Source organism: Pantoea sp. C1E2, assembly GCF_056491465.1.
The window spans coordinates 2,937,903-2,950,505 of record NZ_JBSZHT010000002.1 but is presented as its reverse complement, the minus strand read 5'-3'; the positions used below and the strand labels follow the sequence as shown (position 1 = coordinate 2,950,505).

Genomic DNA, 12,603 nt, shown 5'->3' with positions numbered 1-12,603 from the left:
ACTGCAGGCTCGCATCGTCAAAAAAACTGCAGAGGCAATCAAAGTGCCGTCACACCATACTCCGCAGCCTGATCTTCCCACGCTTGCACCTCATCGTAGAATGCCCGTTCTGGTACCGCAAAACCGCTGATCAGACTCGCTAGCAGCAGCTGCTGATACTTCTTATCGGTGGTGAGTTCGGTCAGGGCACTGCGCAGATGCTCAAGCGTTTTGGCATCGGTTTTCGCTGAGGTGATCAACGGCAATGCGGCACACAGCGGAGTTTCGCCGATAATCTCCAGACCGGCCAGTTCTTCAGAGTGATGAGCACGCAACAGCGCCCAGGTGATGCAGTCAATCGCTGCGATATCCGCACGTTGTTCACGCAACGCGGCCAGCGATTGACGATGGCTGCCACTTAACTGCGTATCACTAAAAAATGCGCCATCGTGTGCCAGTGGCGCTATCACGTAGCGCAGCGAGTTGTAGCCCGAGTGCGAGTCATCACTGTTGCATACGGCACGGCGGCCACGAAAATCGCTCAGGGTAAGATTTTCATCCTCCTTGCGTGCCACCAACCAACTGCGATAGCGCAGTCCCTCACAGCCTTGCGCGTTGGATTGAAACGCGCCGACCAGTTGCACATCGGACAAAGATTTCACCAGCGGATAACCGCAGGTCTGGCTCAACAGCACATTATCGTCGCGCCAGTGTGGCAACAGATCGCTGTGCCACTCAACCTCAGCCTGCACGCCGCGTTGTTTCAGCAGCGTCGTTAGCGCTGCGGTCAGGCCAAGCGTCGTCGGGTGGTGAATGTCGTACATCGGCAATGAAATGATCGGCATGCTGTGCATCCTTGTGCGTTCCCGGATGGGCGTTAACGTTGACCGGTTTGCGCCAGAAGCGCAGCAACCACTCGCCATAACCGGCGACGCGGAAACCATGATTGCGCTGATGGTAGCCGTCGCGATACAGCAGATAGACTTTGCGCAAACCGTACCAGGGCAAACCGGGCAGATCGTGATGTACAGAATGATAGTTGAGATTCAGGAACAGCAAACGCCACGGCCACGCGGCTTCGTTATTCACGGAGCGTGCCAGCGGCGCTTCTTCTGCGCGATGTTCGTAGAAAGAACGTATTTTGGTCAGTGCCAATGCCGGATAACTGACGGCAACCACGAACCACAGCGGCGTTAATCCTTGCTGCTGCATCCAGTAAAAAAGCCCCGCCAGTAGTGCGAGATGAATCACCCACATGCTGATAGCCGCACGGTCCCGCGCCAGCAGCATCATCTTCAGCGTGGCCGCGATATCCAGTAGCGGACCCAGCAGTAAACGGCCGGGAAAAGTATTGCGCAGATGAATCACGCGCTGCTGCCACGCTTTGAGCTGCGCCCAGCGTTCCGGTGAAAGGTAATAGGTTTCCGGATCTTCATCCGGGTCGGTCAGGGTGTGATTGCGGTGATGTGCCAGATGCGAATCGCGATACAGCCCATAGGGATACCACACCGCCAGCGGCAGGGTGCCAAACAGCTGGTTGAGCCGAGGGAAACGCGTGGGATGGCCATGGATCAGCTCATGCTGCAGCGACATATACCAGGTGGTCAACACAATCAGCAGCAGAGTGGTGGCGAAAAGTCCCAGCGTTTGCCAGTAAATCACGCAGGCGAACCAGCCGCTGTACACCGTGACCATTAAAGCCCAGGTGGGTAGCTCACTGCGCCACAGCCAGCTGCGGCCCAGTTGATGCACCACTTCACGCTGCTGTGCGTGGATATAGTCGTTTGCCATGAGGATGCCATAAACCTGCGAAACGGATGAATGCTCCGCACGATGATTGATCACCGTGATAAACACAAAGACCGTGTTTTTATGACTTATACAAAAATGTTGATGAAGCGCGCGAAAACTATTGGCTATCAGTCACCTCAAGGCTGGCGTAACCTTTCTTCATCGAAACCTAATGCATCATATGCGGGCCAGTGCGGTCCCCCTGGAGAATTTCACCATGAAAAAGATTGGCTTCTTATCCTTTGGTCACTGGACCCCGTCATCACAGTCAGCCACCCGTTCCGCTCAGGACGTGTTGCTGCAATCGATTGATTTAGCAGTGGCGACGGAAGAGCTGGGGGCGGATGGCGCTTACTTCCGTGTTCACCACTTTGCTCGCCAGCTGAGTTCACCGTTCCCGCTGCTGGCAGCGGTCGGCGCGAAAACCAATCGCATCGAAATCGGTACCGGCGTGATCGATATGCGTTATGAAAACCCGCTGTATATGGCGGAAGATGCCGGTGCGGCAGACCTGATTTCTAACGGTCGTCTGCAACTCGGTCTGAGCCGTGGCTCCCCGGAGCAGGTGATCGAAGGCTATCGCTACTTTGGTTTTAACCCAAAAGAGGGTGAAACCGATGCCGATATGGGACGTCGTCACACCGAAGAGTTGCTGGAAGTGCTGCGCGGTGAAGGTTTTGCTAAACCGAATCCACAGCCGATGTTCCCAAACCCGCCGGGGCTGCTGCGTCTTGAGCCGTTCTCAGAAGGTCTGCGTGAGCGTATCTGGTGGGGTTCAGGTTCAAATGCGACGTCCATCTGGGCAGCTCAGCAGGGCATGAATCTGCAAAGCTCGACGTTGAAAGATGATGAGACCGGCGAACCGTTCCACATCCAGCAGGCGAAGCAGATCCGTGCCTACCGTGAAGCCTGGGAAGCGGCCGGACACCAACGTGCACCGCGCGTTTCAGTGAGCCGCAGCATCTTTGCGCTGACCAACGACACCGACCGTGCTTACTTTGGTCGCAGCGGACAAGATAAGGATTCCGTGGGCTTCCTTGATGAGAAAACCCGCGCCATCTTTGGTCGTAGCTATGCGGCAGAGCCAGAGCAGTTGATCAAACAGCTGGCTCAGGACGAAGGGATTGCAGAAGCCGATACGTTGCTGCTCACCATCCCGAACCAGCTGGGCGTAGATTACTGTGCGCACGTGATGGAAAGCATCCTGACCCACGTGGCACCGGCGCTGGGCTGGCGTTAAAATTAAAGAGGCGCACTTTACAAAGTGCGCCTCTTTTCTTAATTAACCCCTAACTCCCACCACAACTTATCCAATGCGTAGTAGCGGTCGCGCTCGCTTTCGGGTTGGTTGAGGTCGCGTTTCCATGGCTTAGCCAGAATAAAGTGCAGATTCTTCACTTCATCCTCTTGCCACATAGCGCTGTGCTGGAACGGCAGCGTTTTCAGTGCGTTGTAAATATACGGCAGCGGTAGCCAGCGATTCTCAAACACTTCATTGAGCAAATCCTGTTCAGAGAACGGATAGCGGCGGAGATCAGTGATAGCAGCCACTTTTTGCTGTAGCCAGCTAAACACCTCTTCATCCGGTTCGAGCACCAAAAAGCCGCCATTCAGATAACGGTCAAGACTGGCGGGTGCCGGCTCACCGCGATCCTGCCAGGTATAGTGACAGTTCTCCGGCTGCCAGCTGGCGGGATAACTGGCGATCTTGTTGGGATTGCAGCGGCAGGCATGGCAGGCGGCCAAAGCATGATCGCCCAAATCCAGCGTAAACAGCTCATCCATATTGCGCAGCACCAGCATATCGGCATCGAGAAACACCACGCGATCGCAGCCGGTCAATTCCCATGCGCGCAGTTTGCTCCACACTTCGCCGAATTGAGCAGAAGCGTAGTGCTGCTCAAGGTCGGCGCTGGGCATCAACGGCTCAACCGGATGAATCACACATCCCAATTCCTGTAATGCTTCACGCGTTTCGATATCAATCGCATCAGTGACCATGACAATTAAGGGCCATTTCGTTTCGCTGCGTTTTAGCGATCGGTGCAGCGCTTTTACGCCGATAAAATAGTCCGGCTGCGTCAGCAGTGTTACCCATGCATACATAATTTCTCCCCCGTAAAATTCAATCAAATAGCGCCGTAATATAGTCATTGCTAAAACGATGCTGCGGATCCAGCCGCTCGCGCATCGCGCGGAACGCATCCCACTGCGGATAGATGTCACGCCAGCTGTAGCGCTGCGGATCGTAATATTTGCCCCAGTGCGGTCGGCCGCCCTCTGCCGCCAGCAGTTTTTCCACTTCGGTAAGGAAATGCAGACCGTCCTGTGACAGCGAACCGTCATCGGCGTAATAGACCACAAAGCCAAAGAAGCAGGTGGGGTGTTGATAAGCAGGACTCAGCCAGGCTTCCGACGCGCCAGTGCAACGCAGGATGATGGGGTAGTGCATGTGCGGATGATTCTCCGCATACCAGGCTTTAATTTTGCTGATGATAAGTGGCGTTTTTTCTAACGGCACGCCAATTTCCACGTTGATTTGCGGCACGGCAATACCGCGACAAAACAGCTGGTAGATGTCGCCGCTGAGGTCGGTGAAATCGCGGAATCGCGTGACCGTACGGAACTGTTTACCGCCTTTGCCTTCAATCTGCGTATCACGATGCATGTGCGCCAGCGTCTGATCGATGGTGTCGTTCAGACTGCTGTCAGTGTCATCGCCATGCTCGATCACCTCTCCACCATTGGCGTGCCACGCCTGATCATCTGCTTCACTGGCGGGGTTGGCATTCCACACGTGCATCAGGTTGTCATCCACAAACCACCAGGCTTTGCTCAGTTCATACTGCTGATTCCAGCGCGGCAGATCCTGCTCCAGCGTATCCGCAGACTCGGCAAATTTATGGCAGGTAAACAGGCGGAACGGCTCGGTGCGCAACGTTATGGCGGTCACAATCCCCAGCGATCCCAGGGAGGTCTGCGTGGCGGGGAAATCGGGTTCACCTCGCTGAAATTCCCGCACGCTGCCATCGGCCATCACCATGCGGATACTTAACGCTTCATCTGCCAGAGAACTCTGATTCAGGCCCTGACCATGGGTGCCGGTGGCCATGGCACCGGCCAGTGTCTGTACGGATATCACGCCAGGCGAACAGGCCAGCATGCGATTGCGTTCGGTAAGAGCATCGAACACTTGTTGCAAAACCGTGCCGGCTGCGAAGGTGATACTGGCGTCATCTTCGCCCAGCACGCCTTGCATCGCGCTGAGATCCAGCAACAGATCGTCAGCGTTCACACACAGCATGCGTCCGGGTGAAAGGCGGCTGCCGATAACGCGTACTTTGCCTGTTGACGAACTCAGCAGCTGTTGCAGTTCGGCTTCGTTTTGCGGCTGATGGACTTGCTCACGCTGGCCCACCACGGTGTTTTGCGCCCAGTTCCACAAGGCACTGTCGTGCTCGGTATTTTGCGGGTTGCGAAGGGGATAAAGGAGGGAATCTCTGTTCACTACGGCGTTCCTTATACTGAGGTCTGTGACGGTCCCAAAGCTTTAAGCGTAGACCATCACAGCACTGCCCTGGTTTAAGGCGCCTTGCAGATGTAGCGCAGCGTTGCGGTCACGGCCAGTTGGCGGTTACGGCGGATGCTGTCCTCTTCCGTATCTTCAGGTGTGAACAGGAAATGGAAGGTGTAGCGGTTAGCAACGTGGTGCACACAGATACTGCTCAATAAGCGGTGTACGTCCACGGTGTTCAGGCCATCAATAAAGATGCCTTGCTGCTGGCCGCGCGTCAGGATGTCATCCAGCAGATCCAGGGTACTTTTGTTCAACGCTTTGATGCGCTCAGACTGCACAATGTAGCGCCCGCGCAACAGGTTCTCCGTACACACTAAACGCATAAAATCCTGATGCGTGGCGTGATAATCGAAGCTGGCTTCGACCAGTTTAATCATCGCCTGCTCGGGTTCCATTTGTGCAAGGTTCAACCCGGTTTCGTGTTCACGGATTGACTGATAGACCTGCTCCAGCACCTCGATATACAACTTCTCTTTATTGACGAAGTGATACACCACCATACGTTTGGTGGTTTGCGCGTGTTCAGCAATCTGCTCAAGGCGTGCGCCCTGCATACCGAACTCGGCGAAGGTTTTCAGGGCACCGGCAAGGATGCGTTTTTTCAGCCCTTCCGGGTCATTTTTACGTTTCGTTGTAGTGTCCGACATAGCGCTCAATAACAGGCCAATCAAAACGGCATGGTATCACAGCCGTCCGTTCACTTGTGGCGATGCGAGCGGCTGGGTCTCTTTATTCTTTTCAGGAATAGCATTCCCGGATAAATCATAATGCAGGAATAAGCATCTGCGTATACTGCGGCTATCTGTTCATCACGACAGTGTACTTTGACCGCTGCAATTATAACGATTAGGAAATAACTATGCACACACGCCTGGCATCCGCCAAAAATAAATTCTTGTTAACCGCTGGCGCTTTACTGCTGGCCAGCACCGCTTTAGCGCCGCTTTCACTGGCACACGCAGCGGATAAAACCTCAGTCAAAGTCGGCATCATGAGCGGAGAAGATGAAGACGTCTGGCGCGAAGTGATCAAGCAAGCAGCTGCCAAAGGACTGACGGTGAAAACTGTGATTTTCAACGACTACAACCAGCCGAATGAGGCACTGCAAAATGGTGAGGTGGATGCCAATGCCTTCCAGCATCAGCCGTTCCTCAATAACCAGATTAAGGTGAATCATTACGATATCGTTCGCGTGGGCGATACGGCAGTGTGGCCGATTGGTCTCTACTCGAAGAAAGTGAAGAAGGCGGCTGAGTTGAAAGACGGTGCGGTAATTGGTGTGCCGAACGATCCTTCCAACGAGGCGCGTGGCTTAGTGCTGCTGGAACAGCAAGGTCTAATCAAGCTGAAGCCTGGCGTCGGCATTGCCGCCACCACGGCAGATATCACCGCGAATCCTCATCACCTGCAAATCAAAGAACTTGATTCCGGCATCATTGGCCGTTCAGTACCGGATCTGGATGCGGCAGTGGTCAACACCGACTGGGCGTTGAAAAGTGGTCTGACCGCAGACGATCGCATCGCTCAGGAACCGGTGAAAGACAACCCGTACAACAACTTTATCGCCGTGAAGAAAGAGAACGTTAGCGCACCGTGGGTGAAAACGCTGGTGTCCTCGTATCAGAACGACGCTGTGAAAACCGTGTTTGACAAGGTCTATAAAGGCACTGGCGAAACGGCCTGGTAAGGATTAAGCATGACGATTTTCTCAGGAGCCGAAGCGCCCTTCAGCGCGTTGACGCGTGGTGTGGTAGAGAATGCGCAAGACCGTGAACGTCTTGCCCGCGAAAGCGGCAGCGTGGTGCGCTTGCAAGGTGTTTCACGTCGCTTTGGGCAAACTCAGGCGCTACGCGATATTTCACTGACGGTGCAGAAAGGTGAGATTCTCGGCCTGATTGGCCGCAGTGGTGCGGGCAAATCGACGTTGATTCGCTGTCTGAACGGGCTGGAGCAACCTGACGAAGGCGTCATTGAAATCGAAGGCCGGAAAATTACCGGCCTGTCGGAAAAACAGCTGCAATCTGTGCGTAGTCGCGTCGGTATGGTGTTCCAGCACTTCAACCTGCTGTCGGCGAAAACCGTGGCGCAGAACGTGGCGTTGCCGCTGAAAATTGCCGGTCTGGATAAGGTGCAACGTGCCCAACGCGTAGCGGAATTGCTGGAACTGGTGGGGCTGGCGGATAAGGCGCAGCACTATCCAGCGGCGCTCTCGGGCGGTCAGAAACAGCGTGTCGGTATTGCCCGTGCACTGGCTGCCAGCCCGGCGCTGCTGCTGTGTGATGAAGCGACTTCAGCGCTCGATCCTGAAACCACCCGTTCCATCCTCGCGCTGCTGAAATCGCTCAACCAAAAACTGGGTATCACGATTCTACTGATCACCCATGAAATGGAAGTCATCAAGTCGGTGGCGCACCGCGTGGCGGTGATTGACGCGGGTGAGATCATTGAGCAAGGCCCAGTGTGGCAGGTGTTCGCCCATCCCCAATCTGAGCTGACGCGAACCTTATTGCGTGGATTGCTGCCGCAGTTACCGGAAGCACTTGCCGCACGGGTTACCGAGAGGAGACAGGGCGAAGCCATTTACAGCGTGCACTTTGCTGGCGAGGACGCGCAGGGTGATCTGCTGACCCGTTTTGCCGCAGCGTTGCCGGGTAAATTCCGCTTACTGCAAGGTGGCATCGACCATATTCAGCACTACGCTGTGGTGCGCTTCTTTATTGCGCTTCCGGTCGCCAACGTGACCGATGAGCAACAGATTCTCAGCTGGCTGCGCGGGCAGCAGGCGCAAGTGGAGTTAGTGGGTTATGTCGCCAGTGATGATTGATTTATTGCTCAACGCGTTGGGCGAAACGGTATTAATGACGCTGATTTCCGGGCTGTTTTCGCTGGTGGCCGGTTTGCCGTTGGGGTTGATTCTGGTGATGACCAGTGCGGGCGGCATTGCGGAACATCGCGGGATTAACCGGGTGCTGGGGCTGATCATCAACGGCTTCCGATCGCTCCCTTTCATCATTTTACTGGTGGCGCTGATTCCGTTTACCCGTTTCCTGGTGGGGACTTCACTGGGGACGTGGGCGGCGATAGTTCCGCTGTCGATCACCGCAACGCCGTATTTCGCTCGCGTGGCAGAAGTATCATTGCGCGATGTGGATCGTGGTCTGATTGATGCGGTACGCGCGATGGGCGCCAGCAAGCTACGGATCGTCTGGGATGTCCTGATTCCTGAAGCGCTGCCCGGCATTCTCTCGGGGTTTGTGGTGACGCTGGTGGCATTGATCGGCGCATCAGCGATGGCCGGTGCGATTGGTGCGGGCGGATTAGGCGATCTGGCGATCCGCTACGGTTATCAACGCTTTGAAACCTCAGTGATGATCGCGGTGATTGCGGTGTTGATTGTGCTGGTGTGTGGCATTCAGTGGGTTGGCGATCGACTGGTGCAGCACATCGATAAGCGGCACTAGACTTCGCGCGATAACTCGCGTCGCTAGCGGTTTTACAGGCGTGGCCAACCGTAGTGAATGTCCAGCACATCAAGCCTTTACAGGGGTAGCCTTCAGGTCGCCCAATACGGGATCGCCCGCGGCAAAATAACCGTCGCGGGGCAATTTATTGCGCATTTTTGCCGTAAATCAGTTGTGCCTTTTCCCGCAATCCTTATCACTATTTCTTGATAAACATCAGCAGCTAACGCGCTTAGAGTGATGGCATTGACTTGCCCTGATTCAGGAGAATCCGTTATGCCGCTGAACACGCTTCAGCTTACGCTGGAAAACCATCTCGAACAGCACAGCGCCTCGTATATTGCGGTGGCGAAATCGATTTTTGCTAAGCCGGAAACCGGTAACAACGAATACTTTGCCAGTGAGCAGTTGACGCAGTTGCTCACTGAGCAGGGCTTTGCAGTCACGCACAACGTCGCCGGACATGAAACCGCGTTTTACGCGGTTAAGGCCAGCAGTAAACCGGGCCCGACCCTTGCCTTCCTGGCAGAATACGATGCGCTGATCGGTATCGGCCATGCGTGCGGACACAACCTGATCGGCACCACCAGTGTCGCGGCGGCCATCACGCTGTCTCAGGTGCTGGAACACACCGGCGGCCGTGTCGTGGTGTTAGGAACGCCAGCCGAAGAGGGCGGTTTAGCCGGTCCCGGCGGGCCAAAAGGCAATGTGAAGAAGCGGTTTGTCGAAGCCGGACTGCTCGATGATGTCGATGTGGCGCTGATGGTGCATCCATCCGGTAAAACGCGCCTCACTGAATCAACGTTGGCGAACAATCATCTCTATTTCCACTTTTATGGCAAACCCTCACACGCTGCCAGCGCGCCGCATGAAGGCATCAACGCGCTGGATGCGCTGGTGCTGCTTTACAACGGAATTAGCGTATTGCGCCAGCAGCTGCCGGATGGCGTACGTGTGCACGGGATTATCACCAATGGCGGTCAGGCTCCGAACGTGATTCCGGAATACGCTTCGGCGCACTACTACATTCGTGCCGATAGCCGCGAGTTAGTGGAATCTTTGGAGCCTAAATTAAGAGCGATTGCAGAAGGTGTGGCGCTGGCGACCGGTGCACGTGTGGAGATTGATCATCAAATCGGTCCGCGTGATTTCAAACTTAATTCTGCACTGGATGCGGTGCTGCTGGAGGAGTTTCGTGCGGCAGGTGAGCAGGTCGATCTCTCGCCCCAGCGCAATAAAGTCTCAACCGATGCCGGGGACATCAGTCATGCCGTACCCACTGCGCACCCTTGGCTGAAAATCGGACCGGATGATCTGATTTTTCACACCGTGCCGTTCCGCGAAGCTGCCAATTCTGAGCGCGGCTATCAGGCGTTGTTGATTGGCGCACGCGTGCTGGCACGCACCGGGTTGCGTCTGCTGATTGATGCAGATGCGCTACAAGCTGTTAGAGCGGATTTCACACGCCAGGCCTAAAGGAGATTGTGGTGTCGCAAACGTATCGTCGAAAACTCAAAACATTAGTAGGTGCCAGCAGTGTGATTTCCGCGGGCAATGACAGCCAACCGGGCGTGGGTATCGCGCGCGCCATTGAGCTGGCGAAAATCGCGGAGCGCGAGAAGATTACCGGGCTGTTCACCGCCGATTTGCTGCAGGCCGATCCGGCCGGTTTGGCGGGCACCACCGGCACACAGGACCCGCTGATTGCCTTAGCGGCGTTGAGCCAGGTCACATCGCAGATTGGCTTAATCGCTACGGTCAGCACCAGCTGGCTGCATCCTTATAATCTGGCGCGCCAGGTCGCTACGCTGGATCACATCAGTGGCGGCAGAGCAGGGTGGAATGCGGTAACTTCCTCAGTCGGTGAGGAGAATTTCGGTGAAAGCCAGCTGCCACCGCCGCAGGAACGTTATGCACGCGCTACCGAATTTATCGAGGTGATGAACGCGCTGTATGACGCCAACGAACGTGCGGCAGTGCAGCGCACGGCAAGCGGTGGCATTCGTGTTGATCATCGCAAACTGCATCCTATCCACTATCGTGGTGATTTCTTCCAGGTCGCCGGACCGCTCAACGTACCGCCTCCGCCACAGCGTCGTCCGGTGCAGTTTCAGGCCGGGCAATCTGAGGCGGGTGTGACGCTGGGCGCGCGCTATGCCGAAGTGATTTACACTTCGCAGCCGACCTTTGAGGCGGCACAGACGTTTGTGGCAGATGTGCAGCAGCGTGCGCGGCGCTTTGGCCGCGAACATAATCCACCGCTGATCATGAACTCATTCCATTCCATCATTGGCGACAGCGACGAGGATGTGGCACGTCGCCTGCGAGACAAACATGAGCGCATCAATTATGAAACAGGTAGATTGCGCGTCACGGATATGCTGGGCGGTGAAGTGGATCTGTCTGACCTGCCGCTCGACCAGCCGTTGCCCGCTTCGCTGATTCCGCAACTGGCGCAGGTGCATCGCCGCCAGGGCCGTGCTGCCATCTTCCGGCAGTATGCGTTGGAGGGGTTGACGCTACGTGAACTGATCATCAAAGCCGAGGAGACCGGCCACTGGTTTGTGACAGGCACGCCAGAGCAACTTGCCGATGCCATTGAACAGCGTTACCAGGCGGGCGTACTGGACGTGATTTCCCTGCACGGGCTGGGTAGCCCCGACCAGCAAGATTTGCTGCTCAATGGACTGCTCCCCGAACTACGCCGCCGTAATCTGCTGGATAGCGACTATCAAGGCAGTGATTTCCGCAGCAACCTGGAGTTGGCTCCTTTACCGCCTGCCGTGGATTAACATCGACGTGGATGCAGATCATGCCCGTTCAGGATAACTGAGCGGGCATTTTTTATTGGAATGCGTATCGACATGTTTTAACAGATTAAGTGCGTGATTCACGATGCTTCGCCACACTGATTATCGCCTTTAACCTATATAGCATTTGACCTATATTACAAGGAGCGTATCATGTGGCAGATAATAACAACGGACACGTTTGATGATTGGCTTGTGGCGCAAGACGGCATTGATAGATCATGCGTTTTGTCCGCATTGATCGTATTGCAGCAAGCAGGCCCAGCGTTATGCAGGCCTTACGCAGACACGCTCAAAGGTTCTCGTTTTAGCAATATGAAAGAGCTTCGTATTCAGAGCAAAGGTGATCCTATTCGGGCATCTTACGCATTCGATCCCCGGCGCAGCGGTGTAGTGCTTTGTGCGGGTCATAAGTGTGGCAATGAAAAGCGTTTTTATGCTGAGCTGATCCCGCTCGCAGATAAAGAATTTACCCATCATCTTCAACGCGAAGAGAGAAAGGAGTAACGGCATGGGCAGAACACTCGAACAGCTTCTTGCGGCTGAGAAGCCTGAGGTGGTGGCTAAAGCTAACGCCATGGCTGAAGAAGTATTGTTAAATATCCACCTTGCAGAATTGCGTGAAAGAGTAAAAAAAACTCAGGTGGAGATGGCTCAGCAGTTAAATATTAAACAACCCACTGTAGCTGGAATGGAAAAACCTGGTCGGGATTTAAAACTCTCGACGCTTAAGCGCTATGTTGAAGCGGCTGGCGGAAAACTACGCCTCAATATTGAGCTCCCCGACGGCTCACATTACGAGTTTGTCGTTTAATTTCCTTCCCTGACTCTCTGCCGCGAATAAAACAGTGCGATCTGACGCACTGTTTCGCACACATCCACACCGAATAGCGCCTCCTTTCTAGCTTCCCTTTCCACGAAAAACCATCCCATTACGTAACTTTTTGCATACATGAAAAATACAAAGGAAATACAATTAAGTAGT

13 protein-coding genes are annotated in these 12,603 nt (G+C 54.9%); 8 read left to right on the top strand and 5 right to left on the bottom strand.

Features of this window, described 5'->3' with window-relative positions:
• Nucleotides 1–38 precede the first annotated feature (38 nt).
• The gene (locus ACXI0A_RS14200) at nt 39–824 is read right to left on the bottom strand and encodes a PhnD/SsuA/transferrin family substrate-binding protein (protein ID WP_476148180.1); all 786 of its coding nucleotides are present in this window, start codon (nt 822–824) and stop codon (nt 39–41) included.
• Nucleotides 721–1,770 (bottom strand): fatty acid desaturase, encoded by a 1,050-nt coding sequence (locus ACXI0A_RS14195; protein ID WP_476148182.1) that lies wholly within the window; start codon nt 1,768–1,770, stop codon nt 721–723. The genes ACXI0A_RS14200 and ACXI0A_RS14195 overlap by 104 nt, the downstream gene beginning before the upstream one ends.
• 217 nt (nt 1,771–1,987) lie before the next feature.
• Here ACXI0A_RS14195 and ACXI0A_RS14190 point away from each other — a divergent pair, with 217 nt between their 5' ends.
• Entirely contained in the window at nt 1,988–3,010 is a 1,023-nt protein-coding gene (locus ACXI0A_RS14190; protein ID WP_476148184.1) for an LLM class flavin-dependent oxidoreductase, read from the top strand.
• Between the two features lie 38 nt (nt 3,011–3,048).
• On the opposite strand, the gene ACXI0A_RS14185 is transcribed toward ACXI0A_RS14190, so the two are convergent.
• From ACXI0A_RS14185 to ACXI0A_RS14175, 3 genes are all read right to left on the bottom strand, one after another.
• On the bottom strand, nt 3,049–3,876 hold the full coding sequence (locus ACXI0A_RS14185; RefSeq protein WP_476148186.1) for a glycosyltransferase: 828 nt from the start codon (nt 3,874–3,876) through the stop codon (nt 3,049–3,051).
• A 19-nt stretch (nt 3,877–3,895) separates the two neighbouring features.
• Nucleotides 3,896–5,278 carry a D-arabinono-1,4-lactone oxidase gene (locus ACXI0A_RS14180; protein ID WP_476148188.1) on the bottom strand — a complete coding sequence of 461 codons (1,383 nt, stop codon included), beginning with the start codon at nt 5,276–5,278 and terminating at the stop codon, nt 3,896–3,898.
• A gap of 74 nt (nt 5,279–5,352) precedes the next feature.
• Nucleotides 5,353–5,994: a TetR family transcriptional regulator gene (locus ACXI0A_RS14175; RefSeq protein ID WP_476148189.1), complete on the bottom strand. Its 642-nt coding sequence runs from the start codon at nt 5,992–5,994 to the stop codon at nt 5,353–5,355.
• A 212-nt stretch (nt 5,995–6,206) separates the two neighbouring features.
• Here ACXI0A_RS14175 and ACXI0A_RS14170 point away from each other — a divergent pair, with 212 nt between their 5' ends.
• The 7 genes from ACXI0A_RS14170 (at nt 6,207) to ACXI0A_RS14140 (ending at nt 12,432) form a co-directional block, all read left to right on the top strand.
• Nucleotides 6,207–7,034: a MetQ/NlpA family ABC transporter substrate-binding protein gene (locus ACXI0A_RS14170; RefSeq protein ID WP_476148191.1), complete on the top strand. Its 828-nt coding sequence runs from the start codon at nt 6,207–6,209 to the stop codon at nt 7,032–7,034.
• 9 nt (nt 7,035–7,043) lie between these two features.
• Nucleotides 7,044–8,171, top strand: a complete 1,128-nt coding sequence (locus tag ACXI0A_RS14165; protein ID WP_476148193.1) for an ATP-binding cassette domain-containing protein — start codon at nt 7,044–7,046, stop codon at nt 8,169–8,171.
• The gene (locus ACXI0A_RS14160) at nt 8,152–8,808 is read left to right on the top strand and encodes a methionine ABC transporter permease MetI (RefSeq protein ID WP_476148195.1); all 657 of its coding nucleotides are present in this window, start codon (nt 8,152–8,154) and stop codon (nt 8,806–8,808) included. Before ACXI0A_RS14165 ends, ACXI0A_RS14160 begins: the two co-directional genes overlap by 20 nt.
• Nucleotides 8,809–9,084: 276 nt before the next feature.
• Nucleotides 9,085–10,284: an amidohydrolase gene (locus ACXI0A_RS14155; RefSeq protein WP_476148197.1), complete on the top strand. Its 1,200-nt coding sequence runs from the start codon at nt 9,085–9,087 to the stop codon at nt 10,282–10,284.
• An 11-nt stretch (nt 10,285–10,295) separates the two neighbouring features.
• Nucleotides 10,296–11,600 carry an NtaA/DmoA family FMN-dependent monooxygenase gene (locus ACXI0A_RS14150; RefSeq protein ID WP_476148199.1) on the top strand — a complete coding sequence of 435 codons (1,305 nt, stop codon included), beginning with the start codon at nt 10,296–10,298 and terminating at the stop codon, nt 11,598–11,600.
• A 171-nt stretch (nt 11,601–11,771) separates the two neighbouring features.
• Nucleotides 11,772–12,125, top strand: a complete 354-nt coding sequence (locus tag ACXI0A_RS14145) for a type II toxin-antitoxin system RelE/ParE family toxin (RefSeq protein ID WP_476148201.1) — start codon at nt 11,772–11,774, stop codon at nt 12,123–12,125.
• A 4-nt stretch (nt 12,126–12,129) separates the two neighbouring features.
• On the top strand, nt 12,130–12,432 hold the full coding sequence (locus ACXI0A_RS14140; RefSeq protein ID WP_224931427.1) for a helix-turn-helix domain-containing protein: 303 nt from the start codon (nt 12,130–12,132) through the stop codon (nt 12,430–12,432).
• Nucleotides 12,433–12,603: the final 171 nt, after the last annotated feature.

What these genes read in the sequence shown, in the direction of transcription:
- ACXI0A_RS14185 (WP_476148186.1), bottom strand. Translation starts at nt 3,876, where the DNA reads ATGTATGCATGGGTAACACTGCTGACGCAGCCGGACTATTTTATCGGC.
- ACXI0A_RS14190 (WP_476148184.1), top strand. Translation starts at nt 1,988, where the DNA reads ATGAAAAAGATTGGCTTCTTATCCTTTGGTCACTGGACCCCGTCATCA.
- ACXI0A_RS14160 (WP_476148195.1), top strand. Translation starts at nt 8,152, where the DNA reads ATGTCGCCAGTGATGATTGATTTATTGCTCAACGCGTTGGGCGAAACG.
- ACXI0A_RS14165 (WP_476148193.1), top strand. Translation starts at nt 7,044, where the DNA reads ATGACGATTTTCTCAGGAGCCGAAGCGCCCTTCAGCGCGTTGACGCGT.
- ACXI0A_RS14145 (WP_476148201.1), top strand. Translation starts at nt 11,772, where the DNA reads ATGTGGCAGATAATAACAACGGACACGTTTGATGATTGGCTTGTGGCG.
- ACXI0A_RS14175 (WP_476148189.1), bottom strand. Translation starts at nt 5,994, where the DNA reads ATGTCGGACACTACAACGAAACGTAAAAATGACCCGGAAGGGCTGAAA.
- ACXI0A_RS14200 (WP_476148180.1), bottom strand. Translation starts at nt 824, where the DNA reads ATGCCGATCATTTCATTGCCGATGTACGACATTCACCACCCGACGACG.
- ACXI0A_RS14140 (WP_224931427.1), top strand. Translation starts at nt 12,130, where the DNA reads ATGGGCAGAACACTCGAACAGCTTCTTGCGGCTGAGAAGCCTGAGGTG.
- ACXI0A_RS14195 (WP_476148182.1), bottom strand. Translation starts at nt 1,770, where the DNA reads ATGGCAAACGACTATATCCACGCACAGCAGCGTGAAGTGGTGCATCAA.
- ACXI0A_RS14155 (WP_476148197.1), top strand. Translation starts at nt 9,085, where the DNA reads ATGCCGCTGAACACGCTTCAGCTTACGCTGGAAAACCATCTCGAACAG.
- ACXI0A_RS14170 (WP_476148191.1), top strand. Translation starts at nt 6,207, where the DNA reads ATGCACACACGCCTGGCATCCGCCAAAAATAAATTCTTGTTAACCGCT.